Source organism: Streptomyces sp. NPDC000075 (assembly GCF_040301925.1).
GTDB classification, from domain to species: domain Bacteria; phylum Actinomycetota; class Actinomycetes; order Streptomycetales; family Streptomycetaceae; genus Streptomyces; species Streptomyces polychromogenes.
In genome coordinates, this window is record NZ_JBEPFL010000012.1 from 64,522 (window position 1) to 89,545 (window position 25,024).

The 25,024-nt window shown below is 73.4% G+C and carries 20 protein-coding genes; 12 read left to right on the forward strand and 8 right to left on the reverse strand.

Annotated elements, in window-relative coordinates; translation table 11 throughout:
• Positions 1 to 48: 48 nt before the first annotated feature.
• The gene (locus tag ABT403_RS16440) at positions 49 to 2,451 is read left to right on the forward strand and encodes a chitinase C-terminal domain-containing protein (protein WP_344159616.1); all 2,403 of its coding nucleotides are present in this window, start codon (positions 49 to 51) and stop codon (positions 2,449 to 2,451) included.
• A 158-nt stretch (positions 2,452 to 2,609) separates the two neighbouring features.
• Positions 2,610 to 3,353: an SDR family oxidoreductase gene (locus ABT403_RS16445; RefSeq protein WP_344159614.1), complete on the forward strand. Its 744-nt coding sequence runs from the start codon at positions 2,610 to 2,612 to the stop codon at positions 3,351 to 3,353.
• A gap of 196 nt (positions 3,354 to 3,549) precedes the next feature.
• Here the strand turns inward: ABT403_RS16445 and ABT403_RS16450 are convergent, their stop codons facing one another.
• Positions 3,550 to 4,704 carry an ROK family transcriptional regulator gene (locus ABT403_RS16450; protein WP_344159813.1) on the reverse strand — a complete coding sequence of 385 codons (1,155 nt, stop codon included), beginning with the start codon at positions 4,702 to 4,704 and terminating at the stop codon, positions 3,550 to 3,552.
• Positions 4,705 to 4,781: 77 nt separating this feature from the next.
• Here ABT403_RS16450 and ABT403_RS16455 point away from each other — a divergent pair, with 77 nt between their 5' ends.
• From ABT403_RS16455 to ABT403_RS16465, 3 genes are all read left to right on the forward strand, one after another.
• Positions 4,782 to 6,011 (forward strand): MFS transporter, encoded by a 1,230-nt coding sequence (locus tag ABT403_RS16455; protein ID WP_344159612.1) that lies wholly within the window; start codon positions 4,782 to 4,784, stop codon positions 6,009 to 6,011.
• 63 nt (positions 6,012 to 6,074) lie between these two features.
• Entirely contained in the window at positions 6,075 to 7,475 is a 1,401-nt protein-coding gene (locus ABT403_RS16460) for a uracil-xanthine permease family protein (protein WP_344159810.1), read from the forward strand.
• A 76-nt stretch (positions 7,476 to 7,551) separates the two neighbouring features.
• Positions 7,552 to 8,196 carry a DUF5995 family protein gene (locus ABT403_RS16465; RefSeq protein WP_344159609.1) on the forward strand — a complete coding sequence of 215 codons (645 nt, stop codon included), beginning with the start codon at positions 7,552 to 7,554 and terminating at the stop codon, positions 8,194 to 8,196.
• A gap of 70 nt (positions 8,197 to 8,266) precedes the next feature.
• Here the strand turns inward: ABT403_RS16465 and ABT403_RS16470 are convergent, their stop codons facing one another.
• Together ABT403_RS16470 and ABT403_RS16475 are read right to left on the reverse strand one after the other, a co-directional pair.
• The gene (locus tag ABT403_RS16470; protein WP_344159606.1) at positions 8,267 to 9,967 is read right to left on the reverse strand and encodes a flavin monoamine oxidase family protein; all 1,701 of its coding nucleotides are present in this window, start codon (positions 9,965 to 9,967) and stop codon (positions 8,267 to 8,269) included.
• Positions 9,968 to 10,035: 68 nt separating this feature from the next.
• A complete protein-coding gene (locus ABT403_RS16475) occupies positions 10,036 to 10,836 on the reverse strand; it encodes a carbon-nitrogen hydrolase family protein (RefSeq protein ID WP_344159603.1) in 801 nt (266 codons plus the stop codon).
• Between the two features lie 309 nt (positions 10,837 to 11,145).
• On the opposite strand from ABT403_RS16475, the gene ABT403_RS16480 reads away from it, so the two are divergent.
• Positions 11,146 to 11,856, forward strand: coding sequence for a GNAT family N-acetyltransferase (locus ABT403_RS16480; RefSeq protein ID WP_344159600.1), 711 nt, complete (start codon positions 11,146 to 11,148; stop codon positions 11,854 to 11,856).
• A gap of 235 nt (positions 11,857 to 12,091) precedes the next feature.
• Here ABT403_RS16480 and ABT403_RS16485 read toward each other — a convergent pair whose 3' ends face one another.
• Positions 12,092 to 12,547: an Lrp/AsnC family transcriptional regulator gene (locus ABT403_RS16485; RefSeq protein WP_007262967.1), complete on the reverse strand. Its 456-nt coding sequence runs from the start codon at positions 12,545 to 12,547 to the stop codon at positions 12,092 to 12,094.
• 10 nt (positions 12,548 to 12,557) lie between these two features.
• Complete coding sequence (locus ABT403_RS16490) at positions 12,558 to 14,027, reverse strand: amino acid permease (RefSeq protein WP_344159595.1); 1,470 nt, start codon at positions 14,025 to 14,027, stop codon at positions 12,558 to 12,560.
• 318 nt (positions 14,028 to 14,345) lie between these two features.
• On the opposite strand from ABT403_RS16490, the gene ABT403_RS16495 reads away from it, so the two are divergent.
• From ABT403_RS16495 to ABT403_RS16520, 6 genes are all read left to right on the forward strand, one after another.
• Positions 14,346 to 15,359, forward strand: a complete 1,014-nt coding sequence (locus ABT403_RS16495; RefSeq protein WP_344159592.1) for a GDSL-type esterase/lipase family protein — start codon at positions 14,346 to 14,348, stop codon at positions 15,357 to 15,359.
• A gap of 125 nt (positions 15,360 to 15,484) precedes the next feature.
• Positions 15,485 to 16,423, forward strand: a complete 939-nt coding sequence (locus ABT403_RS16500) for an SCO0930 family lipoprotein (RefSeq protein ID WP_344159589.1) — start codon at positions 15,485 to 15,487, stop codon at positions 16,421 to 16,423.
• Positions 16,424 to 16,547: 124 nt separating this feature from the next.
• Positions 16,548 to 17,363 carry a LytR/AlgR family response regulator transcription factor gene (locus ABT403_RS16505; RefSeq protein WP_344159586.1) on the forward strand — a complete coding sequence of 272 codons (816 nt, stop codon included), beginning with the start codon at positions 16,548 to 16,550 and terminating at the stop codon, positions 17,361 to 17,363.
• Positions 17,364 to 17,595: 232 nt separating this feature from the next.
• Entirely contained in the window at positions 17,596 to 17,871 is a 276-nt protein-coding gene (locus ABT403_RS16510; protein WP_344159583.1) for a hypothetical protein, read from the forward strand.
• A 77-nt stretch (positions 17,872 to 17,948) separates the two neighbouring features.
• Positions 17,949 to 19,685, forward strand: a complete 1,737-nt coding sequence (locus tag ABT403_RS16515) for a sodium/solute symporter (RefSeq protein ID WP_344159580.1) — start codon at positions 17,949 to 17,951, stop codon at positions 19,683 to 19,685.
• A complete protein-coding gene (locus tag ABT403_RS16520; RefSeq protein WP_344159577.1) occupies positions 19,682 to 20,950 on the forward strand; it encodes a sensor histidine kinase in 1,269 nt (422 codons plus the stop codon). The genes ABT403_RS16515 and ABT403_RS16520 overlap by 4 nt, the downstream gene beginning before the upstream one ends.
• Here ABT403_RS16520 and ABT403_RS16525 read toward each other — a convergent pair.
• From ABT403_RS16525 to ABT403_RS16535, 3 genes are all read right to left on the reverse strand, one after another.
• Positions 20,947 to 22,389, reverse strand: a complete 1,443-nt coding sequence (locus ABT403_RS16525) for a GuaB1 family IMP dehydrogenase-related protein (protein WP_344159574.1) — start codon at positions 22,387 to 22,389, stop codon at positions 20,947 to 20,949. The genes ABT403_RS16520 and ABT403_RS16525 overlap by 4 nt on opposite strands.
• Before the next feature lie 138 nt (positions 22,390 to 22,527).
• Positions 22,528 to 23,670, reverse strand: coding sequence for an XdhC family protein (locus tag ABT403_RS16530; RefSeq protein ID WP_344159571.1), 1,143 nt, complete (start codon positions 23,668 to 23,670; stop codon positions 22,528 to 22,530).
• The gene (locus tag ABT403_RS16535; RefSeq protein ID WP_344159568.1) at positions 23,670 to 24,953 is read right to left on the reverse strand and encodes an IS701 family transposase; all 1,284 of its coding nucleotides are present in this window, start codon (positions 24,951 to 24,953) and stop codon (positions 23,670 to 23,672) included. The genes ABT403_RS16530 and ABT403_RS16535 overlap by 1 nt, the downstream gene beginning before the upstream one ends.
• Positions 24,954 to 25,024: the final 71 nt, after the last annotated feature.

Below are 25,024 nucleotides of genomic sequence, written 5' to 3' on the forward strand. Positions count from 1 at the left end.
CCTGTTGCCGCATTTGGCCCTGCCATCCTCCCCTCCCCAGGAGGCACCATGCCGTCCCCCACACGTACGAGAGCGATGCTCCTGGCATCCGGCGCCGCCATCGCCGGACTGCTGCTACCCGCACTATCGACGGCCTCGCATGCCGCCTGGGGGTCCCCCCGGACGGAGTCTGGGGGAGAGGGCTGTCGCCCCGACGGGCTGTACAAGACGCCCGGAGTGGACGTTCCGTACTGCTCCGTCTACGACACCGAAGGCCGCGAGAAGATGGGCGCGGACCACCAGCGCCGCGTCATCGGCTACTTCACCGGCTGGCGCACGGGCAAGGACGGCACCCCCGCCTACCTGGCCAGCAACGTCCCGTGGTCCAAGGTCACCCACCTGAACTACGCCTTCGCCCACGTCGGCTCGGACAACAGGATCTCGGTGGGCTCGGACGGCCCGAACAACGCCGCCACCGGGATGACCTGGCCGGGCGTGGCCGGCGCCGAGATGGACCCGGCCCTCCCCTACAAGGGCCACTTCAACCTGCTGAACAAGTTCAAGAAGCAGTACCCGAACGTGAAGACCCTGATCTCGGTCGGCGGCTGGGCCGAGACGGGCGGCTACTTCGGCGACGACGGCAACCGCGTGGCCTCCGGCGGCTTCTACTCGATGGCCACCAACGCCGACGGCTCCGTCAACCAGGCGGGCATCGACACCTTCGCGGACTCCTCGGTCGAGTTCATCCGCAAGTACGGCTTCAACGGCGTCGACATCGACTACGAGTACCCGACCACGATGAAGGACGCGGGCAACCCGCTGGACTGGCAGCTGTCCAACGCCCGCCGGGCAGGCCTGGTCCAGGGCTACGCGGCCCTGATGAAGTCGCTGCGCGAGAGGCTCGACCGCGCGGGCGCCGCCGACGGCAAGCACTACCTGCTGTCCGTCGCCGCCCCCTCCTCCGGCTACCTGCTGCGGGGCATGGAGACGTTCCAGATGCAGAAGTACCTGGACTACGTCAACATCATGTCCTACGACCTGCACGGCGCCTGGAACGAGTACGTCGGCCCGAACGCGTCCCTCTTCGACGACGGTAAGGACGCCGAACTGGCGGCCGCGGGCGTCTACTCCACCTCCCAGTACGGCGGCGTCGGCTACCTCAACACCGACTGGGCCTACCACTACTTCCGCGGCTCGATGCCCTCGGGCCGGATCAACATCGGCCTGCCGTACTACACCCGCGGCTTCAAGAACGTGCAGGGCGGCACCGACGGCCTGTGGGGCAAGGCGGCGGCCACCAGCTGCCCGGCGGGCGCGGGCCTGACCAAGTGCGGTGACGGCGCGGTCGGCATCGACAACCTCTGGCACGACCTCGACACCAACGGCGTCGAGTCCCCGGCGGGCTCGAACCCGATGTGGCACGCGAAGAACCTGGAGAAGGGCGTCGTCGGCGACTACGTCACCAAGTACGGCTTCCCCGCGAACACCACGCTGACCGGCACCTACGCCCGCAAGTACGACTCCACGCTGGTGGCGCCGTGGCTGTGGAACGCGCAGAAGAAGGTCTTCCTGTCCACTGAGGACGAGCAGTCCGTCGCCGCCAAGGCCGACTACGTGGTGAACAAGGGCATCGGCGGCACGATGGTCTGGGAGCTGGCCGGCGACTACGCGTACAACGCGGCCAAGGGCCAGTACGAGATGGGCGACACGCTCACCTCCCTGATGTACGACAAGTTCAAGGCGGCCTCCCCCTACGGCGCGAAGAAGGCGGGCACGGCCCTGCCCACCCAGGCGGTGGACATCAGGACGGAGTTCACGGACTTCAAGCTGGGCGACTCGAACTACCCGATCACCCCGAAGCTGAAGATCACCAACAACACGAAGAGCACCCTGCCCGGCGGCACCGAGTTCCAGTTCGACTACGGCACCTCGGCCCCGAACAACGCCTCCGACCAGTCCGGCTTCGGTACGAAGGTGATCAGCAGCGGGCACACCGGCAGCAACGTGGGCGGCCTGAAGGGCGACTTCCAGCGGGTCTCGCTGAAGCTCCCGGCCTGGCAGACGCTGGCCCCGGGCGCCACGGTCGACCTGGCGTTCAACTACTACCTGCCGGTGTCCACCCCCTCCAACTGGACGGTGAACATCTCCGGCACGACCTACGCCCTCGCCGGCGACCTGGCGCGCGGCACGACGGTGACGGAGCCGGGCGGCAGCCAGCCCCCGACCACCCCGCCGACCACGCCTCCCACCACGCCTCCCACCACCCCGCCGACCACTCCCCCGACGACGCCGCCGACCACGCCCCCGGGCGGGACCTGCGCCAACCCGGCGTACGTGGCGGGCACGGTCTACACCGGCGGGACCGTCGTCTCGCACAAGGGCCACAACTGGAAGGCCCAGTGGTGGACGCAGAACGAGGAGCCCGGCACCACCGGACAGTGGGGCGTCTGGCAGGACCTGGGCGCCTGCTGACCCCCTCCGGGTGACGTGAAGCGTGAGGACCCGGTGGCCCGGCGGCCACCGGGTCCTCGCACGTCCGCCGGAGGATCCTCCGCGCGCCGATGTCACATTCCGCGGCCCTGGTCTGTCCTGTGGGCACAGGCACTCCCACGCGGAAGGACACCCCCACCATGAGCGCGATCCTCGTGACCGGCGGCACCGGCAACCTCGGTGCCCTCGTCGTCGGCATGCTGCGGGAACAGGGCCACGAGGTCCGGGCGCTGAGCCGGAGCTCGGCCGAGTTCCCGGTCGACCTGCGCGACGGCAGCGGGCTGGACGCGGCGCTGGCGGGCGCGGAGGTCGTCGTCCACTGCGCGAGCTCCCCGCGCGGGGGCGACGACGTGGCCGCCGGGCACCTGATCGAGGCGTCCCGGCGCGCCGGGACGGTCACCAACCTCGTCTACATCTCGATCGTCGGGGTGGACGTGGTGCCGCTCGGCTACTACCGGACGAAGCTGCGGGTGGAGCGGATGCTGGAGGATTCCGGGCTCGGGGTCACCATCCTGCGCACCACCCAGTTCCACGACCTGGTGGCCCAGGTGACGGCGTCCATGGCGAAGCTGCCGCTGGTACCGGTGGTGCCGCTGCCCAAGGGCGTACGGGTGCAGCCGATCGCCGTCGAGGAGGTCGCGGACCGGCTCGCGGAGCTGGCGGTGCCGGTCCCGGCGGGGCGGGTGGCGGACATGGGCGGGCCGGAGGTGCGCACGCTGGAGGAGTGGGGGCGGGAGTACCTCGCGGCGGCCGGCAGCCGGCGGCGGGTGGTGGGCGTGCGGATGGCCGGGGCGGCGTATGCCGGGTTCCGGCGGGGCGGGAACCTGGCGCCTGACCGGGCGGTCGGCCGCATCACCTTCGGTGAGTACCTCGCGGCACGGTAGCGGTCCGGCGGTGCGGGTGGGCCGCTGCGCGGAGCCGTCTCCCCGCCCCGCCCTTCGCCCGTTCCCAGGGGGCTCCGCCCCCAGACCCTCCCCCAGCTACCGCTGGGAGGTGCCCCCAGCGCCTCAAACGCCGGCGGGGCTATAAATAGCCCCGTCGGCGTTTGAGGCGACGGGCGCGCAGCGGGCGCACGGGGGGTCAGCCGAACAGGGACGCCTGCGCCGCTTCGCGGGCCGCGAGGCGGGCACCCTCCAGGACCGCCGGGTCGCCCAGCGCGGTGGCCCGGACCTCGGTCGGGACCGGGTTCAGGGCGGCGAGGCGGCGGGCCACCCGGGCGGCCAGAGGATCGCCGCCCGCCCGGCCCAGGCCCCCGCCGAGGACCACGCAGCCCGGGTCCAGCACCGAGGCGACGGCCGCCGCCCCGAGGGCGAGCCGCTCGGCGACGGCCTCCAGGAAGGCCTCCCCGCCGGCCCCGGCGAGCGCCTCCTCCACCGGTCCGCCGAAGCCGTGTTCCACGGCCAGCGCCGCCACCGCCGCCGCGCCGGCCAGGGCGTGGAAGCCCCCGCCGCAGTCGGTGGCCGAGGGCAGTCCGGCCGTACCCGGCACCGGCAGGAAGCCGATCTCGCCCGCCCCGCCGGAGGCGCCCCGTCTCAGGCGGCCGTCGAGCACCACCGCGGCCCCGACCCCCGCGCCGAGCCACAGCAGTACGAAGGAGTCCACGTCCCGCGCGGCGCCGACCCGCTGTTCGGCCAGGGCCGCGAGGTTGGTCTCGTTCTCCACCACCACCCGGGCGGGCAGCCTGCGCTGGAGCGCGGCCACCAGGTCCCGGTGCCAGGCGGGCAGGCCCGAGGTGCCGCGCAGTTCGCCCGAGGCCGGGGCGACCAGGCCGGGCGCGCCGACGACCACCGTGTGCAGCGCCTCCGCGCCGGCCTCCCGGGCCAGGGCCTCCAGCCGGTCCACGGCCTCGTCCACGGCGTCGACGGGGAGCTCCGCCCGGGCGAGCGGCTCGCCGAGCAGGTCGGTGACCACCGCCGTCGCGCTGTCGGTCCGGACGTCCAGGGCGGCCAGGTGGGCCCGGCGGGCCACGATCCCGTAGAGACGGGCGTTGGGGCCGCGCCGCTGGGCCCCGGACTCCCCCACGACCTCGACCAGTCCGGCCGCGCCGAGCCGTTCGAGCAGGTCGGCGACGGACGGGCGGGAGAGCCCGGTGAGCTGCTTGAGCTGGGTCGCCGTCAGCGGCCCGCGCGCCTGGAGGAGTTCCAGCGCGAGGCGGTCGTTCATGGCCCGGGCCGTGCTCGGCGAGGCGGGCGAGGGCGCCGGGGCGGCGGGCGGGGCGGAAACGGCGGGGGACATCGCCTTCACAGGGGTCACGGACCCATCCTAAGGAAAAGGCCTTAATTATCAGGCAGCCTCCCTGATAGTTTCCTCCCATGACGACCGTGACGCCCGGGGAACCCGGCACCGGCCCGGCGCGGCTGCGCCGTGCCCGCTTCGCGATAGCCGCCGTCTTCTGCGCCCACGGCGCCGTGACCGGCTCCTTCGCCACCCGCATCCCGTGGATCCAGGAGCACGCCCAGATCGGCGCCGGCACCCTGGGCCTAGCCCTCGCCTTCCCCGCCCTCGGCGCGGCCCTCGCCATGCCGCTGGCCGGGCGGGTCAACCACCGCTTCGGCGCCCGCGCCGCGCTGCGCGGGCTGCTGTCGCTGTGGACCCTGTCCCTCGTCCTGCCGGGCCTCGCCCCGAATCCGGTCACCCTCTGCTGCGCCCTCTTCGCCTACGGGGCCGCCGCCGGCATGTCGGACGTCGCCATGAACGCGCTCGGGGTGGAGACCGAGAACCGGCTCGGCCGTTCGATCATGTCCTCGCTGCACGGGATGTGGAGCGTGGGCGCCCTGCTCGGTTCGGCCGCCGGGACCGTCGCCGCGCACACCGGGACGGACGCCCGGGTGCACCACCTGATCGCCGCCCTGGCCCTGACCGCGGCCGGGCTGGTCGCCGCACGCGGGGTGCTGGACCTGCGCAGCGAGCCCGGGCAGGAGGCGCCGCCCCGGTTCGCCCGGCCCCCGAAGGCGGCCGTGCTGATCGGGGCCGTCGGGTTCTGCGCGGTGTTCGCGGAGGGCGCGAGCCTGGACTGGTCGGCGGTGTTCCTGCGGGACGTACTGGACACCGGGGCCGGTACGGCGGCCGCCTCCACCACCGCGTTCGCGCTGACCATGGCGGTGGCCCGGCTGGCCGGGGACCGGGCCGTGGACCGGTTCGGGGCGGTGCGCACGGTGCGGGCGGGCGGGGTGCTGGCCACGGCGGGCGGGCTGCTCGTGGTGACGGTGCGCCAGCCGGCGGCGGTCATGGCCGGGTTCGGGATGATCGGGCTGGGCATCGCGGTGGTCGTGCCGCTGGCCTTCGCGGCGGCGGCGCGCAGTGGGCCCGCCCCGGCGCAGGCGATCGCCGGGGTGGCGACGATCACGTACACCTCGGGGCTGATCGCCCCGTCGGCGATCGGGGCGGTGGCGGACGCGACCTCGCTGGTGGTGTCGTTCGGCCTGGTGACGCTCCTGGCGTGCGCGCTGGTCGCGGGGGCGGCGGTGCTGCGGCCGAAGGCCGGGCCGTCGGGCGGCGCGCAGGCCGCGAACCGGGACGAACCCGCTGCTATCCGGCCGTAATATATCGCTGGCCGCCCTGCGGTCATGATCCTTGACCTCTCGGCGGAACGGAAGTGGTGGAACATGGGCTTCGGCCTGCGCTGGACCCTGCACGGAGACGGGCGGACCCCGGCCCCCGGCGCGGTGGTCCGGCCGGACGAGCGGCTGTCGTGGCCGCGCACCGCCGGGCTCGGCGCCCAGCACGTGGTCGCCATGTTCGGGGCGAGCTTCGTCTCCCCGGTGCTCATGGGCCTGGACCCGAACCTGGCCATCATGATGTCGGGCATCGCCACCGCCGTCTTCCTGCTCGCGACGCGCGGGCGGGTCCCCTCGTACCTGGGCTGTTCGCTCTCCTTCGTGGGCGTGGCGGCGGCGATCCGGGCCGGCGGCGGGGACAGCGCCGTGGTCACGGGCGCGGTGTTCGTGGTCGGCGCGGCGCTGTTCCTGGCGGGTCTGGCCGTGCAGCGGTTCGGGGCGCGGATCATCCACGCGGCGATGCCGCCGGTGGTGACGGGCGCCGTCGTGATGCTGATCGGGTTCAACCTGGCGCCGGTGACGGCGGCCACGTACTGGCCGCAGGACCAGTGGACGGCGCTGCTGACCATGCTGTTCACCGGGCTGGCCGTGGTGTGCCTGCGCGGTTTCTGGTCGCGGATCGCGATCTTCCTGGGCCTGGTCTTCGGGTACGGGATCTCGTGGGTCTTCGACCTGCTCTTCGGCAAGATCCACTCCACGGCCGGCGGTACCGAGGCCGTGGACCACTGGCGGCTCGACCTCTCGGGGGTGGGCAAGGCCGACTGGATCGGCCTGCCGTCCCTCCACGGGCCGTCCTTCGAGTGGTCGGCGATCCTGATCGCCCTGCCGGTCGTGATCGCGCTGATCGCCGAGAACGCCGGGCACATCAAGGCGGTCGGCGAGATGACGGGCGACCCGCTCGACGACAAGCTCGGCACGGCGATCGCCGCCGACGGCGCCGCGTCCATGCTGTCCACGGCGGTGGGCGGCCCGCCGAACACCACGTACTCCGAGAACATCGGGGTCATGGCCGCCACCCGGGTCTACTCCACGGCGGCCTACTGGGCTGCGGCCGGCTTCGCGCTGCTCTTCGGCCTGTGCCCGAAGTTCGGCGCGGTCGTCGCCGCGATCCCCGGTGGGGTGCTGGGCGGCATCACCGTGATCCTGTACGGCATGATCGGCCTGCTCGGCGCGCAGATCTGGCTGAACGGGCGGGTGGACCTGCGCAATCCGCTGAACCTGGTCCCGGCCGCCGCGGGCATCATCATCGGCGTCGGCGGCGTCAAGCTGCACTTCAGCGACAGCTTCGAGCTGGGCGGCATCGCGCTCGGCACGATCGTGGTGATCACCGGGTACCACGCGCTGCGCTACTTCGCGCCGGAGCACCTCAAGCGGCAGGAGCCGCTGCTGGACTCGGGCACCTCCGCCTACGACGAGGGCGCCGGGGAGCCCCGGGACAAGCGGGGTTGACGGTCCTTCGCCCGAACCGGCGAAGCCTGCGGCCAAGTTCCCCGCCCCCGGCGCCGGGGCTGTGACGCTGTCCTCCATGGAAGCGGTACTCGCGCGGATGCGCGTCCTCGACGAGCGGCTGCCGGCGCAGGACGGCGTGGCCGTCTTCAACCGGGTGTACCTGACCGTGACGCAGACCCTGCACGAGCGGATCGAGCACGGGGACTTCCCCCGGCCCCGGCGGGCCGAGGCGCTGAGCGTGCGGTTCGCGGAGCGGTACCTGACGGCGGTGGAGTCGGAGCGGGCGCCGGCCTGCTGGCGCCCGCTCCTGCAGTACCGCCGCCACCCCGGGGTGCGCCCGCTCCAGCACGCGCTGGCCGGGATCAACGCCCACATCGGGCACGACCTGGCCCTGGCGGTGGTGTCCACCTGCCGGGTGCTGGACTGCGCCCCGGCGGCCCTGGAGGCCGACTTCCACCGGGTCGGCGACACCCTGGTGGCCCTGGAGGAACGCATCCGGGAGGACCTGATGCCGGGCCCGGACCTGCTGGAGATCGCCGACCCCCTGACGCACCTCCTGGGCTCCTGGAGCCTGGAACGCGCCCGCGCCGGCGCCTGGGCGGCGGCCCGCCTCCTGTGGACCCTGCGCCGCTCCCCCGGCCTGGCGGAAGAGTTCGAGGAATCCCTGGACGCGGGCGTCGGCCTGGTCGGCCGCTGCCTCCTGACCCCCGTCCGGGCATGAGAACGGGCCGCCGCCGCGTGGGGACGCGGGGGCGGCCCGTGGTCACGGGGCCGGGGGTACCGCCTGGGTACTAGTCCTCCGGGAGTTCGACCGGGGCGATCTCGTCGTAGACGTCGCCCGGGCCCGGGTTGGTGGCGTCCGTGGAGCCGCCGAGGTGGTGCATGACGCCCCAGACCGCGTTCAGGGCGGTCTGGACGGCGCCCTCGGCCCAGCCGGCCGTCCAGGAGATGTCGTCGCCCGCGAGGAAGATGCCGCGCTTGTCCTCGGGGAGGCGGTCCTGCATGAAGTGGGTGAACAGGCGCCGCTGGTAGCGGTAGTGGCCCGGGAGGTTGGCCTTGAACGCGCCCATGAAGTAGGGCTCGTCCTCCCAGGAGACGGTGACCGGGTTGCCGATGATGTGACGGCGGATGTCGACCTTGGGGTAGATCTCGCCGAGGGACTTCAGCATGACCTCCATCCGCTCGTTCGCGGACAGCGGCAGCCACTTCAGGCTGTCGTCGCACCACGTGTACGAGAGGCAGATGACGGCGGGCTTGTCCGGGCCGTTGTCCAGCAGGTAGGTGCCGCGGGTCATACGGTCGGTCAGCGTCATCGACATGACGTCGCGGCCGGTCTCCTCGTCCTTGTCCAGCCAGAACGGCCGGTCGACGGGGACGAACAGCTTGGACGACTCCATGTAGTGGGTGCGCTCGATCGCCGTCCAGTGGTCGATCGGGAACAGCGTGTCGTCGCACTCGATCTTCGACAGGAGCATCCAGGACTGGGCCGTGAAGATCGCGGCGCGGTAGGTGCGGATGTCGCCCGAGGCGTCGGTGACCGTGATGCGGTTGCCGGCCGTGCGGTGCAGGCGGGTCACCGCCGGGCGCGGGGTGCCCTCGTGCAGGGTGGACAGCGAGGTGCCCTGGGCCCAGTGGACGATCTTCTCGGGCTCGCGCTCCCACAGGCGCAGCGGCAGCTGCTGCGAGCCGCCGACGATGCCGCGGTGGTGGTCGTCGGCCTCGGTGTAGACGACGCGCAGGATCTCCAGGATGGAGTTCGGGAAGTCGGTGTCCCAGCCGCCCGTGCCGAAGCCGACCTGGCCGAAGATCTCGCGCTTGCGGAAGGACTTGAAGGCCTCCGACTTGCAGAGGAAGCCGTAGAAGGTCTCGTCGTCGAGCTTCTCGACGAGCTTGGCCCAGATCTCGCGGATGCGCGGGACGTCCCGCTCGCGCATCGCGGTGTTCATGTCCGAGAAGTCGGCGCCCTCGTCGAGGCAGGCGTTCCACGCGGCGGACACGTCGCGGTAGATCTGCGGGAGGTCCGCGATCGTCTCGGCGTAGTGCGTCTCGCCCTTCAGGTCGACGACCGTCGAGGGGGTGGACTCGGCGAGCGGGTTCGGGAAGGGCTCCGTGACCAGGCCGACGAGGTCGATGTAGTGCTGCAGGGCCGTGGAGGAGGGCGGGAAGCGCATGGCGCCCATCTCGGCGGTGAGGCCCTCGGTCTCGGCACCCTCGAAGCCGACGGTGCGCAGGCGGCCGCCGATCTGGTCGGCCTCGTAGACGACGGGCTTGAGGCCCATCTTCATCAGCTCGTAGGCGGAGATGATGCCGGACAGGCCGCCGCCGATGACGGCGACCTCGGTGCCGAACTCGGTCGCCGGTATCTGGCCCAGGCCCGCCGGGTGGGCGAGGAAGTCGTCGTACGCGTACGGGAAGTCCGGTCCGAACATGGTGATCGGCGGGAGCTGTCCGTCGCCGTGCGGGACGGCGGTGGTGGGCACCGTGGACGTCATGGGGGTACGTCTCCTTGCGGCTGAGCAGGCAGGGCGGGGGCGGGGTGGTGAAGGGGGGCGGGCGGGCCTCAGACGAGGGAGGCGTAGAGCCCGGGGCGGCGGTCGCGCAGGTACGGGTTGGTCTCGCGCGAGGCGCGGAGCAGCTCGGGGTCGACCTCGCCCTGGACCAGCTCCTCGCCGCGGCCGGCGCGGGTGCGGGTGACCCCGTCCGGGCCGGCGAGGCAGCTGAGGCCGACGAACTCGAACTCGCCCTCGGGGCCGGTCCGGTTGACGTACGCGATGTACATCTGGTTCTCGAAGGCCCGTACCGGGACCAGCTGTTCGGCGACGAACTGGAACGGGTGCATCTGCGCGGTCGGGACCAGGAGGAGGTCGGTCCCGGCCAGCGCGTGCGCCCGTACGTTCTCCGGGAACTCCACGTCGTAGCAGATCATGATGCCGACGCGGAGGCCGTTCAGGTCGGCCTGGACGACGGGGACGTCGCCGGGGGTGAAGGCCTCCTGCTCGAAGCAGCCGAACAGGTGGGTCTTGCGGTAGTTCGCCAGCCGGGTCCCGTCGGGGCCGACGAGCTGGGCCGAGTTGTAGACGGTGTCGCCGTCGCGCTCGGGGTAGCCGTACAGGACCGCGATCCCGTGGCGGCGGGCGATGCCCCCGATGGCGTGGGCGGACTCGCCGTCGGCCGGCTCGGCCAGGCCCGCGACGTCCCCGACCTCCAGCGCGTAGCCGGTCAGGTACATCTCCGAGGTCACGAGGAGCCCGGCCCCGCCCTGTGCGGCGCGCGCCGCGGCCTCGTCGAGCCGCTTCAGGTTCTCGGCGGTGTCGCCGAGCCGTCCGGAGCTCTGGAGGAGTGCGGTGCGCAGCGGGGGCATGGGCGAACCTCTGTGACAGGTGGGGTGGGGGTCGTAAAACGGTACGTTCGGGCGTTCGACCGGGACAAGCCGTCAGCGTTGCGCTGGCCTCATCGATTCGTTGCGCGTTCCGCCCCGGGTGCGGCGAATCGTTGCGTGGGGCCTTTCCGGCGGGCGGAGCGGGGCGGATGGGGGGCGGATGGGGGGCGCGGCCGTAATTCCGCTGCTCCCGGGGGCCGCGGCGGCGTACCCTGCGGCCGTCGCCGCAGTCCCGTGCCGCCGCGCGGGGGTCCGGAAGGCGGCCGCCTCCAGGGAAGGATCCCGCACCGCATGTCCACCGAGAACCCCGCCGCCCCGCTGGACAACCCGGTGTGGGCCGCGCTGACCGGTCCGCACCGGGCCTTCGCCGAGTACTCCGGGCGGGGGGCCGCCCGCTACCTCCCGGCGGCGAACCCGTTCGCCGCCGTCGCCGACCCGGCCGACCCGGCCGCCTGGGCGGACCTGGCCGCGCTGGTGGGGCCGGGCCGGGAGGTGTGGCTGACCGGCCTGCCGACGCCGCCGCCCGACTGGGGGACCGTGCGCGTCATCCCGGGCGTGCAGCTGGAGGGGCGGGCGGTGCGGGCCGAGGCCGCGCCGGAGGCGGTGCGGCTGGGGCCGGCCGACGTCGCCGAGATGACGGCCCTGGTGGAGCTGACCGAGCCGGGCCCCTTCCTGCCGCGCACCATCGAGCTGGGCGCCTACCTGGGGATCCGCCGCGAGGGCCGGCTGGTGGCGATGGCCGGGGAGCGGATGCGGCCGCCGGGCTGGACGGAGATCAGCGCGGTGTGCACCCATCCGGACCACCGCGGGCAGGGCCTGGCCGCGCTGCTGGTCCGGGCGGTGGCGGCCGGCATCCGCGAGCGCGGGGACGTGCCGTTCCTGCACGCGGCGGCGGACAACACGAACGCGATCCGGCTGTACGAGTCGATGGGCTTCGCCCTGCGCCGGGAGCCGGTCTTCATCGGGCTGCGTACGCCCGGGACCCCGCACGACCGGCCCTGACCCGGTTTAACACGGGGTTCATTGAGTCGGCCCGGGGCCTCCCGTAGCGTCGGTGCCACGAAGGGGGCCCGGGCAGGGGGCCGGACGGCCGGGCGATGAACACGCGGATCAGCGGCCGCCCGGCCCTCCGCCCGGCCCCCTTCCCCCGTTCCCGGCCCATGGCGGCACCCGCCCGTGACGGCCTCCCCCGCGGATACGACGACGCCCCCGCCGGGTGAGGGCGGGGGCGTGGCCGTTACGCGGGCGCTCCGGAGGTGAAGCGGCGCAGCAGGGGCGACAGGACGAGGACGGATTTGGTCCGTTCCACGAAGGGCTCGCCCGCGATGCGTTCCAGGACCCGCTCGAAGTGGCGCATGTCGGAGGCGAAGACCTGGACGAGGGCGTCCGCGTCGCCGGTGACGGTCGACGCGGACACCACCTCGGGGTACCGCTCCAGTCCCCGCCGGATGTCGTCCGGCGAGGTGTTGTGGCGGCAGTAGATCTCGATGAAGCCCTCGGTCTCCCAGCCCATGGCCGCCGGGTCCACGCGGACGGTGAACCCGGTGATGGCGCCTTCGGCGCGCAGCCGGTCCACGCGGCGTTTGACGGCGGGGGCGGAGAGGCCGACCTCGGAGCCGATGTCGGCGTAGGAGCGTCGGGCGTCCTCGGCGAGGGCGTGCACGATGCGTTCGTCGAGATCGTTCAGTCGCACTGCGGATGGATCACATTTCTGCTGGAGCCACTTCTTCCGTGGCCAGTCGGGAGCGGCGGATGCCGTACACGAAGTAGAACACGAGGCCCACGATCATCCAGCCACCGAAGACCATCCAGGTCGCGCTGTCGAGCTCGAACATCATGTAGCCGCAGGCGATGGCGCCGAGGATCGGGGTGACGGGGAAGAGCGCCACCTTGAAGGTGCGCGGCATGTCCGGGCGGGTCCGGCGCAGGATGATGACGGCGACGTTGACCAGGCCGAAGGCGAAGAGGGTGCCGATGCTGGTGGCGTCGGCGAGCTTGCCCAGCGGGATGAAGGCGGCGAGGACGCCGCAGAAGAGGGAGACGATGACGACGTTGGCGCGGGGGGCGCCGGTCTTCTCGTCGACCTTGGCGAAGACCTTGGGGACGAGGCCGTCGCGGGACATCGCGAAGAGGATGCGGGTCTGGCCGTAGAGGACGGCGAAGACGACGGAGAAGATCGCGACGATGGCGCCGGCGGCGAGGACGACGCCCCAGACGCTGGTGCCGGTGACGTCGGTCATGATCTGGGCCAGCGCGGCCTCGGCGCCCTCGAAGTCCTTCCACGGCATGGCGCCGACGGCGACGAAGGCGACGAGCACGTAGAGGACGGTGACGATGGCCAGCGACAGCATGATCGCGCGCGGCAGGTCCTTCTTCGGGTCCTTGGCCTCCTCACCGGCGGTGGAGGCGGCGTCGAAGCCGATGTAGGAGAAGAAGAGGGTGGAGGCGCCGGCCGCGATGCCGCTCATGCCCAGCGGGGCGAGCGGGGTGTAGTTGCCGGCCTTGATCCCCATGACGCCGATGCCGATGAAGAGCAGCAGGGTGACGATCTTCACCGCGACCATGATCGAGTTGACGGTGGCGCTCTCCTTGGCGCCGCGCATCAGGAAGACCATCGAGAGCAGGACGACGACCAGGGCCGGCAGGTTGATGAACCCGCCGTCGCCGTACGGCTGGGAGATGGCCTCGGGGACGGTGACGCCTATGGTCCCGTCGAGGAACTCGTTGAGGTACTGGCCCCAGCCGACGGCGACGGCCGCCACGGAGACGGCGTACTCCAGGACCAGGCACCAGCCGCAGATCCAGGCGATGAGCTCGCCCATGGTGGCGTACGCGTAGGAGTACGAGGAGCCGGAGACCGGGACGGAGCCGGCGAGCTCGGCGTAGGAGAGGGCCGAGAACAGGGCGGTGAGGCCCGCGAGGATGAAGGAGATCGTCACGGCGGGGCCGGCCTTGGGGGCGGCGGTGCCGAGGACGACGAAGATGCCGGTGCCCAGGGTGGCGCCGATGCTGATCATGGTCAGCTGCCACATGGTGAGCGAGCGGCGCAGCGTGCCGCCCTCGCCCTGCCCGCCCTCGGAGATGAGCCGCTCGACCGGCTTGCGCCGCATGAGCGGGTTCACGGGCTTGCGCGTCTCGGGGGAGAGCGGGGGTGCCTGGCCCTGATCGAGCACGGGGGGACTCCTTTGACACTGCGGGATGGGGACGGGTCGGGCGTCGACCGCAGCGGTCCGGAGCAGTTGACAGACGGGTGGGCCCGTCTGGGCATGAGAGGACCGCCGAGCAGGCGGTCCGCGCCACTCCACGTACAGGGGGTGAGCCTACGAGCTGAGGGATACCGCCCGTAATGCACCATCCTTGCACATTGGCGCACGATCGTTGCGCGGATCTGTCCTGGATGGTCCTTTGTTGCACGCGGATGATCGATCAGTGCGCGGCCTCCACCGCCTCCCGTTCTTGACAGCCCGTCAGAATTGCCGCAGCGTGCCGCCATGGACGCAGACGGAACGGCCACGGCCTGGCTCGATCCGGGCCCCTTCCTGCGCGGGGTCGCCTGGCTGGACGGGAACCGGCCCGTACGGGCCGACCCGGCCGACACCGAGCGGCTGCCCTGGGACACGGGCGAACGGGCCACCCTGCCGATCGGGGTCCGCCTGGAGTTCCTCGCCCACGGGGCGCGGGCGGTGGAGATCCGCTACCGGGCCGCCGTCCCCGGCCCCACGGACGCCCTGCGCGACCTCGCGCACGGCTTCTCCCTGTGGGACCGCCACGGGCCGGTCCGCGAGGTCTTCACCGACCCCGCCACGGAGGCCGTCGTGCGCATCGGCCTGCCCGGCGGCCCCGGCCCCTTCACCGTCCACCCGCCCGAGGCGCAGTCCCCCCTGGTCCTGGGCGTGCGCGGGGTCGGCGGGGCCCTCGCCCCCGCCCCGCCCGCCCCACGCTGGGTGGTGCACGGCGACTCGATCACCGAGGGCTGGTGGTCCACCCGCCCCGCCCACGGCTGGCCCGCCGTCGCCGGGCGGGCGCTCGGATGGAACACCGTGAACCTCGGGTACGCGGGAGCCGCGCGCGGGGAGCTGGCCACCGCCGAACAGCTCGCGGCGCTCCCCGCCGACGCCCTCACCCTCGCCTTCGGCACCAACTGCTGGACCCGCGTCCCCTACACGGCCGCCCTGCTGTACGAGACCACCCGCGTCTTCCTCGACCTGGTCCGCCAGGGCCACCCCCGCACCCCGCTGCTGCTGGTCTCCCCCGTGCTGCGCCCCGACGCCGAACGCACCCCGAACCGCCTCGGCGCCACCCTGGGGGCCCTGCGCGACGCCATGGAGCGGGCCGCCCGCGAGCGGACCGCCGCCGGGGACGACCGGCTCGCCCTGCTGCCGGGCCGGGACCTGCTCGGGCCCGAGCACCTCGCGGACGGGCTGCACCCGAACGACGCCGGGCACCGGATCCTCGGCCTCGCTGTGGCCACGGCCCTGCGGCGGGCCGGGTTCGACGGCGGGTGAGTGAAACACGCCATACCGCCCCCGGTGAACAGGAGGCTCCCCCGGCGCCGTGTTCCGCACGAGTTGACGGGTACGGCGGGCGAACAGCCCCCGGACCCGGCGGAACACACACGGGAGAGATCACCATGGGCATCAAGCGCGGAACCACCCTGGCCGCGGTCGCGGTCGTCGTCGTGCTGGCGGCGACCGCCTGCAACGGGGACGACAAGGCCGGCAAGGCCGACGCGGCCAAGCCGGCCGGGGCCACCGCGGCCGCGCCCGCCGCCGACCCCTACGCCGGGGACAAGCCCGCCGGGGAGGCCGGTGCCAAGCCCGCCGGCGCGCTCGTCGTCTCCACCACCGACAAGCTCGGGCCGGTGCTCACCGACAGCGCCGGGTTCACCCTGTACCGCTTCGACAAGGACACCGCCAAGCCCCCGGCCTCCAACTGCGACGGTGACTGCGCCAAGGCGTGGCCGGTGGTCCCGGCGGGCGACGCGAGCGCCGCGGCGGGCATGGACCCGTCCCTGCTGGGCGAGGTGGTCCGCAAGGACGGCAGCAAGCAGCTGACGGTGGCCGGCTGGCCCGCGTACCGCTTCGCCAAGGACACCAAGGCCGGCGACCTGAACGGCCAGGGCGTGGGCGGCACCTGGTTCGCCCTCGCGCCCGACGGCAAGAAGGCGGCCAAGGCCGCGCCGGCCGCCCCCGCCCCCGCCGGAGCGGGTCAGGCCGCCGGCGCCCTGACCGTGGCCAAGGACCCCAAGCTCGGCGACCACATCGTCGACGGCAACGGGATGACCGTCTACCGCTTCAAGCCCGACACCGCCTGGCCCATGGTCTCCAAGTGCACCGGTGACTGCCTGGCCAAGTGGCCGGCCGTCGCCCCGGCCGAGCGCGGGAACGGCATCGTCGAGAAGAACTACCTGGTCCTCGACCGCCCCGACGGAAAGAAGCAGCAGACCGTCAACTGCTGGCCCGTGTACACCTTCACCGGCGACCAGAAGCCCGGCGACGTCAACGGCCAGGGCGTGGGCGGCACCTGGTACGCCGTCGCCCCCGACGGCAAGCTCCTCGGCGCCCAGTAGCCGGCTGCCCCCGGTAGCCGGGTGACTCCCCCCACACACCGGCCGCGCGGCCCCCGCCCTCCTCCCCCCGGGCGGGGGCCGCGCACCCGTTTTCCGCAGCGGAGGCCCCGCCTAGACTCGCCCCATGCTGCGCGTACTGGCCGTCGACGACGAGAAGCCCCTGCTGGAGGAGCTCCTCTACCTGCTGCGCTCCGACGACCGGGTGCTCAGCGCGGAGGGCGCCTCGGACGCCACCGAGGCGCTGCGCCGGATCACCCGGGCCGTGGAGAGCGGCCCCGACGGGCCCGACGCCATCGACGTCGTCTTCCTGGACATCCAGATGGCCGGGCTGACCGGTCTGGACATCGCCCGGCTGCTGGCCGGGTTCGCGCGGCCGCCGCTGATCGTGTTCGTCACCGCCCACGAGGGTTTCGCCGTCCAGGCCTTCGACCTCAAGGCGGTGGACTACGTACTGAAGCCCGTGCGGCCGGAACGGCTGGCCGAGGCGGTGCGGCGGGCCCGGGCCATGCTCGGCGGCCCGGAGGAGCCGGCCGTCCAGCCGCCCGCCGGACCCCCGCCGGCCGCCGCCGAGCCGACCCCCTCCGAGCCGGCCCCCGCCGAGCGGGCCCCCGAGCAGATCGCCGTCGAACTGGGCGGCGTCACCCGGTTCGTGGCCATCGCGGACATCGCGTACGTCGAGGCCCAGGGCGACTACGCGCGGCTGCACACCGACGGCGGCAGCCACCTGGTGCGGATCCCGCTGTCCACACTGGAGGAGCGCTGGGCCCCGCGCGGGTTCGTCCGCATCCACCGGCGCCATCTGGTGGCGCTGGGCCGGATAGACGAGCTCCGCGTGGACGCGGGCACCACCAGCGTCCGGATCGGCACGGCGGAGCTCCAGGTGAGCCGCCGTCACGCCCGGCAGCTCCGCGACCTGCTGATGCGCCAGGCGACGGGCTGACCCTCCCGCCCCAGGCCCCCCGCCCCGCGACCCGGCCGCCCCGTGCGCCCGCCCGTGCCACCGGCTCACGCCCCGCGCCCGGACGACCGTCCGGCGTACCAAGGCGCCGTTCGTCGCTCGGGGAGGGGCGTACGGCGATCCACCGGGCCCGTCGGCCGCAGGAGGAGGGCGTTGCCGCCCCGGGCCGTCCGGGCCGCCGTATCGTGGATCTTCCGGCCCCGGGAGGAGCGAAATGTCCGAGATCGAGGCGCTGCTGGACGCGCTGACCGGACTGCCCCGCACCCGGGCCGCCGGCCCCGCGGAGGCCGAGGCGCTGCTGGCGCGGCTGCGCAGCGCGGCCGCCCGCTGGGCCGACGTGCTGTACGAGGCCCGCGAGGGCACCCGCGAGCAGCTGCCCCCGAGCGCGGAGGCGGCCCTGACGCTGGCCTTCCGGCGGGCCGAGGAATCGTACGTGGAACTGGAGATCGCCCTGCGCGGCTGCGCGGAACACCGCGACCCGGCGTTCTGAGGGCCGGAACCGGCCTGTTCGGGGACGCGGGGGCTGCGTAGACTCCCAAGATCCCCTCCCCTGCCGAAGGACCCCCGGTGAACCAGACGTACGCGCTGACCGCGGTCACCGTCGTCGTCCTGGTCACGGTGCTGGTCGGCGCCCTCGGGCTGCGGATATCGCGGACCACCTCCGACTTCTACGTCGCCTCCCGCACGGTCGGCCCCCGGCTGAACGCGGCCGCCATCGGCGGGGAGTACCTCTCCGCCGCCTCCTTCCTCGGGGTCGCCGGACTGGTGCTGCTCCAGGGGCCGGAGATGCTCTGGTACCCGGTCGGCTACACCGCCGGGTACCTGGTCCTGCTGGTGTTCGTCGCGGCGCCGCTGCGCCGCTCCGGGGCGTACACGCTGCCCGACTTCGCCGAGGCCCGCCTCCAGTCGCAGGCGGTGCGGCGGATCGCGGTGCTGTTCGTGCTCGGCGTCGGCTGGCTGTACCTGCTGCCGCAGCTCCAGGGGGCCGGGCTGACGCTGGAGGTGCTGACCGGGGCCCCGCACTGGGTGGGCGGCCTGGTCGTCGCCTGCGTGGTCACGGCGGCGGTGGCGGCGGGCGGGATGCGCAGCATCACCTTCGTCCAGGCCTTCCAGTACTGGCTCAAGCTCACCGCCCTGCTGGTGCCGGCCTTCTTCCTGCTCGCCGCCTGGGCGGGCGACGGCGCGCCCCGCGCCTCCTTCGACGCCCCGGCCGTCTTCCGCGAGCACACCGCCGTCACCCTCGCCCGGGACGTCCGGCTGTCGGTGCGCGAGCCGCTGACCCTCACCGTGACGGGCCGGGTCGACGGGCGCGCCTACCGGGAGGCCCCGCTGACGCTGGAGGCCGGACAGCACACCGTGCAGGCGCGCGCCCGGCTGGAGTTCACCCCCGGCTCGGCCGTCCCGGACTCCCGCACCGGGGCCGACCGGGACACCCCGGGCTGGTCGAAACCGCTGTCCGGGGGCGACCGGGGGCACCGGCTGTACGCCACGTACGGGCTGATCCTCGCCACGTTCCTCGGCACCATGGGCCTGCCGCACGTCGCCGTGCGCTTCTACACCAGCCCCGACGGACGGGCCGCCCGCCGCACCACCCTGGTCGTGCTGGGCCTGCTCGGGGGGTTCTACCTGCTGCCCCAGGTGTACGGGGCCCTCGGCCGGATCTACGCGCCCGAGCTGGCACTGACCGGGAACACCGACGCGGCCGTGCTCGTGCTGCCGGAGCGGATGCTGGGCGGGCTGGTCGGGGACCTGCTGGGGGCGCTGCTGGCGGGGGGCGCCTTCGCGGCGTTCCTGTCGACGGCCTCGGGGCTGACGATGGCGGTGGCGGGGGTGCTGCACCAGGACGTGCTGCCCCGGCGCGGGGTGGGCAGCTTCCGGCTCGCGGTGGTGGTGGCCATGGCGGTGCCGCTGGCGGTCGGGTGCGTCTCCACCCAGGTGCCGGTCGCGGACGCGGTCGGGCTGGCCTTCGCGGTGTCGGCGTCCACCTTCTGTCCGCTGCTGGTACTCGGCATCTGGTGGCGCGGGCTGACCCCGCCGGGTGCGGTGGCCGGTCTGCTGACCGGCGGCGGGGCGGCGCTGGGGGCGGTGGTGGCCACCCGCAGCGGGCTGGTCCCGCAGGGGTGGGCGCACGCGCTGCTGGCCTGGCCTGCGGTGTGGTCCGTTCCGCTGGGGTTCCTGACGATGGTGCTGGTGTCGCTGGCGACCCCGTCGCGGGTGCCGGCCGGGACGGCGGCGGCCCTGGCCCGGCTGCACCTGCCGGAGGACGTGGCGGGGGCGCGGAGCTCGGGGAAGGGGGCCTGGTGACGGGCACGGCGCTGACGGTGCTGGTGGTGGCCGGGGCCGCCCTGCTGCTGGGGCTGGGCTGGGCGGGCGGCCACCGCCAGGCCCGGCGCGGGGAGCGGGCGGCGGGGCTGGACCTGGGAACTCCGGTGGAGCGGGCCACGTTCCACACCCTGTACACCGCCTCCCTGGCCGCTCCCCCGCTGCGGGCCGGGCTGACGCAGGACGCCGCCCGCAAGGCGGCCCGGCGGCTGCGCTCGCTGCTGGGCACGGAGGCCCTGTGCCTCACCGACCGGGAGGCGGTGCTGGCCTGGGACGGGCCGGGCGCCGACCACCACCAGCGGCGGGCGATGGCCCGGGTGGCGGTGATGCTGGAGTCGGGGCGCAGCCAGAGCGTGCGCACGGAGTGCCAGCGGCCGGACTGCCCGCTGAAGTGGGCGGTGTTCGCCCCGCTGACGGGTGAGGACGGGGTGCTGGGGGCGCTCGTCGCCTACGGGTCGCGGGAGTCGGCGGTGCTGGTGCGGGCGGCGACGGAGGTGGCCCGCTGGGTGTCGGTACAGCTGGAGCTGTCGGAGCTGGACCGGGCGCGTACCCGGCTGATGGAGGCGGAGATCAAGGCGCTGCGGGCGCAGATCTCCCCGCACTTCATCTTCAACTCCCTCGCGGCGATCGCCTCGTTCGTGCGGACGGATCCGGAGCGGGCGCGGGAGCTGCTGCTGGAGTTCGCGGACTTCACCCGCTACTCGTTCCGCCGGCACGGGGAGTTCACCACGCTGGCCGAGGAGCTGCGTTCGATCGAGCAGTACCTGGCGCTGGCCGGTGCCCGGTTCGGGGACCGGCTGAAGGTGACGCTCCAGGTGGCTCCGGAGGTGCTGCCGGTGGCGCTGCCGTTCCTGTGCCTCCAGCCGCTGGTGGAGAACGCGGTCAAGCACGGGGTGGAGGACTCCACCGGGGAGTGCCGGATCACCATCGCGGCCCGGGACGCGGGCGCGGAGGCGGTGCTGACCATCGAGGACAACGGGGTGGGCATGGACCCGGCCCGGCTGCGCCGCATCCTGGCCGGGGACCGGGCGGGGTCCTCGTCGGGCGTCGGGCTGCCGAACGTGGACGAGCGGATGCGGCAGGTGTACGGGGACGACTACGGGCTGGTCATCGAGACGGGCGTGGGCGCGGGCATGAAGATCACGGTCCGGCTCCCCAAGTACCGGGCGGGCGTGCACACGACGACGCCCCGCCCCCCGGCCGGTCCGGCGGGGGGCGGGGCGTCGTCACAGGCCCGGGGGGACTAGCTCCAGCTGGCGTGCAGCGGCTTGCCCTCGGCGTAGCCGGCGGCGGACTGGATGCCGACGACGGCCTTCTCCTCGAACTCGGCCAGGGAGGCCGCGCCCGCGTAGGTGCAGGAGGAGCGGACACCGGCGATGATCGAGTCGATCAGGTCCTCGACGCCCGGGCGCTGCGGGTCGAGGAACATGCGGGAGGTGGAGATGCCCTCCTCGAACAGCGCCTTGCGGGCGCGGTCGTAGGCGGACTCCTCCGAGGTGCGGTTGCGCACGGCGCGGGCGGAGGCCATGCCGAAGGACTCCTTGTACAGGCGGCCCTCGGCCGACTGCTGGAGGTCGCCCGGGGACTCGTAGGTTCCGGCGAACCAGGAGCCGATCATGACGTTGGAGGCGCCGGCGGCCAGGGCCATCGCCACGTCGCGCGGGTGGCGGACGCCGCCGTCGGCCCAGACGTGCTTGCCGTACTTCTTGGCCTCGGCGGCGCACTCGAGCACCGCGGAGAACTGCGGGCGGCCCACGCCGGTCATCATGCGGGTGGTGCACATGGCGCCGGGGCCCACGCCGACCTTGATGATGTCGGCGCCGGCGTCGATGAGGTCCTTGACGCCCTCGGCGGCGACGATGTTGCCGGCGACGATCGGGACCTGCGGGTCCAGGGCGCGGACGGCCTTGATCGCGTTGATCATCGACTCCTGGTGGCCGTGGGCCGTGTCGATGACGAGCGTGTCCACGCCGGCGTCGAGGAGCTGCTTGGCCTTGCCGACGAAGTCGCCGTTGATGCCGACGGCGGCGGCGATGCGCAGCTTGCCGTTGGCGTCGGTGGCGGGGGTGTACAGGGTGGCGCGCAGGGCGCCCTTGCGGGTCAGGATGCCGACGAGCCGGCCGTCCTTGTCGACCGCGGGGGCCAGCTTGCGGTGGCCGGCGTCGAGCTGGTTGAAGGCCTCGCGGGGGTCGATGTCGGCGTCGATGAGCAGGAGCTCCTTCGACATGACCTCGGAGAGCTGGGTGAAGCGGTCCACGCCGGTGAGGTCGTGGTCGGTGACCACGCCGACGGGGCGGTTCTCGGCGTCGACGACGACGCCGGCGCCGTGGGCCCGCTTGGGCAGGAGCGAGAGCGCGTCGGCGACGGTCTGGGTGGGCGCCAGCGTGATCGGGGTGTCGAGCACGAGGTGGCGGGTCTTGACCCAGGAGATGACGTCGGTGACGACCTCGATCGGGATGTCCTGCGGGATGACGACGATTCCACCGCGGCGGGCGACGGTCTCGGCCATGCGCCGGCCGGCGATCGCGGTCATGTTGGCCACCACCAGCGGAATGGTGGTGCCGGTGCCGTCGGGCGAGGAGAGGTCCACGCCCTGGCGGGAGCCGACCGCGGAGCGGCTCGGCACCATGAACACATCGTCGTACGTCAGGTCGTACGGCGGCTTCAGGTCATTGAGGAAACGCACGTGCTGAACATCCCAGTCGATCGGAGGTACCTCGACAGAAGACAGCCGAGGAAACGCACGTACTTCATTCTCCCACGGTCCGGCGTTCACACAGCCCGGGCTGATCGTCCAGGACATTCCGGGCCGCGTGGTCTTTTCCTACGGGACCAAGGTCCTGAAAGGGTGGTGCAGGGGGCTCAGGCCGCCGGTCAGCGGGGCGGCGGTGGCCCCGTGGCGGACGGCGGTGAGCTCGGCGGCGATGGCGACGGCCGTCTCCTCGGGGGTGCGTCCGCCCAGGTCGAGGCCGATGGGCGATCTGAGCCGGGCCAGCTCGGCCTCGGTCACCCCCTCGGCCCGCAGCCGTTCGGTCCGCTCGGCGTGGGTGCGGCGCGAGCCCATGGCCCCGACGTAGGCCAGCGGGAGCCGCAGCGCCAGGGCGAGGACGGGTACGTCGAACTTGGCGTCGTGGGTCAGGACGCATACGGCCGTACGGGGGTCCAGGCGCCCGGCGTCCCGTTCCCCGGCCAGGTGCCGGTGGGGCCAGTCCACGATCACCTCGTCGGCACCGGGGAAGCGCTCGGGAGTGGCGAAGACGGGCCGGGCGTCACAGACGGTGACCCGGTGGCCGAGGAAGGTGCCCATTCTGGCCAGGGCGGAGGCGAAGTCGATGGCCCCGTAGACGATCAGCCGGGGCGGTTCGGCTGCGGATTCCACCAGCAGGGTGAGCGGCTCGCCGCACAGCCCGCCGGCGGTCCCCAGCTCGGCGGTGCCGGTCCGCCCGGCGAGCAGCAGGGCGCGGACCCGTTCGGCCGCGGCCCGGTCCAGGGCGGCGCCGCCGCTGAGCCCGCCCTCCCAGGAGCCGTCGGCGTGGACGGCCAGGGCCCGGCCGAGCTGGCCGGGCGGTCCGGAGACCACCCGGGCCAGCGCGGCCCGGCCCCCGCCGGCGGCGGCGTCGAGCACCGAGCCGAGCACGGGCCGTACGGGGTCCTGTCCGCGCACCGGGGTGACCAGCACGTCCAGGACCCCGCCGCAGGTCAGCCCCACCGCGAAGGCGTCGTCGTCGCTGTAGCCGAAGCGGTGGACGCCGCCTTGGCCCGAGGCGATGGCGTCCAGGCAGAGCTCGTGGACGGCGGACTCCACGCAGCCCCCCGACAGGGAGCCGAGCGCGGTGCCGCCGGCGTCCACGGCCAGGCTGGCGCCCGGTCCCCGGGGTGCGCTGCCGCTGACGGCGACCACGGTGGCCAGGGCGAACTCCCGGCGCTCGGCGCACCAGCCGCGCAGCGGCCCGGCGATGTCGAGCATCAGCGGATGTACGCGCGGCGCGCGGACTGGCCGGGGATCAGCGGCCTCGGCGGAAGGACGGCGGGCGGCCGGCCCTGGGTGTGTCCGCCCGGGTAGCGGGCGGGTGAGGCGAGGGACACCGGGTCGGTGCCGCGTCCGCCGGTGCCGAGGAGCCGGGCCGCGTGGGCGACGCTGGCGAGGGTGGCGTGGTGGTGCCAGCCGCGGAAGGAGCGGCCCTCGAAGTCGCGGATGCCGACGGGTTCGCAGGTCTCGGTGAAGTCCAGGGCGACCCGGTCGGTGAGCTTGGCGAGCAGGAAGAGCTGGGCGAGCGGCCGGTCCCCGATGTTGGTGATCCAGAACTCGGAGGGCATCAGGGAGGCCTCGGTCCAGGCGCCCATCAGGAGCAGCGGGGCGGGCACGGGCCGGTCCTCGGCGGGGGTGGCGAGGATGTGGGCGGAGGTGAGCAGGGTGACCGCTCCCTCGGCCCGGCCGTGCCGGGTCCATTCGACGACGCGGCGCTGGGAGCGCAGCGAGTCGATCAGCTCGCGGGCGGGGGCGGTGTACGGGCCGGGCTTGTGGCGGCCCGCTCCGCCGAAGGAGACGGGCAGGGAGCCGTCCACCTTCAGGACGAAGGGGATGTCCTGGAGGGCGAAGGCCTCCAGGACGGAGGGCAGGTCGGTGTTGGAGACCTCCATGACGACCGGGCGGCGCTGAAGCTGCCAGGTCGCGGCCATGCGCTGGACGGCGTGCACGGCGTCCTGCGCGGGTGTCTGGGAACGTGCGGTGTCGGGGATCCCGGCCCGGCGGCGGCGCAGCAGTTCGCTGGTCCAGGGGCCGGGGAGGGTGAGGGTCCATTCGACGGGAAAGCTGGCCTCGCTGGAGGCGAGCCAGATCCCGCCGGCCTGCTGACAGTTGGCGGTGCGGCCGAGCTGGGGGACGAACTGCCTGCCGACGCCCACGGAGCGGTCGCCGGCCTTCTCGATGACCATGGGCTGCACCACCCAGGCCAGCGGGCGCTGGGCGGTGCGTTCGAGGTGCTGGGCGAGGGACCGCCGTACCGGGGTCCAGTCCCAGGGGGACTTGCTGATGAACTGCTGGAGGCTCTGTTCCACGGAACTGGCCCCCGTTCCGGCGATGTTGCGGATCGTTTTCTTCCCGCTGGTCCGGACCAGGCCGTTGAGATAAACGCGGGCCCAGTTTCGCTGGTCCCGCCGCGGTAAAGACTCGAAGAATAGCGAGATCAATACGTCGATCAATTCGGAGATTTCCGTGCTGGAATCCTCCGGCAGCACTGCGCGAACCATCTGGAGCCTCCCCCGCGACCAGACCGGACCTTGACCCTACTTGACCGTACAGAACGCCCGTAGGGCCCTGC

Coding starts and splice junctions, on each gene's coding strand:
- ABT403_RS16475 (WP_344159603.1), bottom strand. CDS start 10,836: ATGCCCCCGCTGCGCACCGCACTCCTCCAGAGCTCCGGACGGCTCGGC.
- ABT403_RS16445 (WP_344159614.1), top strand. CDS start 2,610: ATGAGCGCGATCCTCGTGACCGGCGGCACCGGCAACCTCGGTGCCCTC.
- ABT403_RS16440 (WP_344159616.1), top strand. CDS start 49: ATGCCGTCCCCCACACGTACGAGAGCGATGCTCCTGGCATCCGGCGCC.
- ABT403_RS16480 (WP_344159600.1), top strand. CDS start 11,146: ATGTCCACCGAGAACCCCGCCGCCCCGCTGGACAACCCGGTGTGGGCC.
- ABT403_RS16530 (WP_344159571.1), bottom strand. CDS start 23,670: ATGCTCGACATCGCCGGGCCGCTGCGCGGCTGGTGCGCCGAGCGCCGG.
- ABT403_RS16495 (WP_344159592.1), top strand. CDS start 14,346: ATGGACGCAGACGGAACGGCCACGGCCTGGCTCGATCCGGGCCCCTTC.
- ABT403_RS16450 (WP_344159813.1), bottom strand. CDS start 4,704: ATGTCCCCCGCCGTTTCCGCCCCGCCCGCCGCCCCGGCGCCCTCGCCC.
- ABT403_RS16455 (WP_344159612.1), top strand. CDS start 4,782: ATGACGACCGTGACGCCCGGGGAACCCGGCACCGGCCCGGCGCGGCTG.
- ABT403_RS16465 (WP_344159609.1), top strand. CDS start 7,552: ATGGAAGCGGTACTCGCGCGGATGCGCGTCCTCGACGAGCGGCTGCCG.
- ABT403_RS16460 (WP_344159810.1), top strand. CDS start 6,075: ATGGGCTTCGGCCTGCGCTGGACCCTGCACGGAGACGGGCGGACCCCG.
- ABT403_RS16505 (WP_344159586.1), top strand. CDS start 16,548: ATGCTGCGCGTACTGGCCGTCGACGACGAGAAGCCCCTGCTGGAGGAG.
- ABT403_RS16500 (WP_344159589.1), top strand. CDS start 15,485: ATGGGCATCAAGCGCGGAACCACCCTGGCCGCGGTCGCGGTCGTCGTC.
- ABT403_RS16470 (WP_344159606.1), bottom strand. CDS start 9,967: ATGACGTCCACGGTGCCCACCACCGCCGTCCCGCACGGCGACGGACAG.
- ABT403_RS16510 (WP_344159583.1), top strand. CDS start 17,596: ATGTCCGAGATCGAGGCGCTGCTGGACGCGCTGACCGGACTGCCCCGC.
- ABT403_RS16535 (WP_344159568.1), bottom strand. CDS start 24,953: ATGGTTCGCGCAGTGCTGCCGGAGGATTCCAGCACGGAAATCTCCGAA.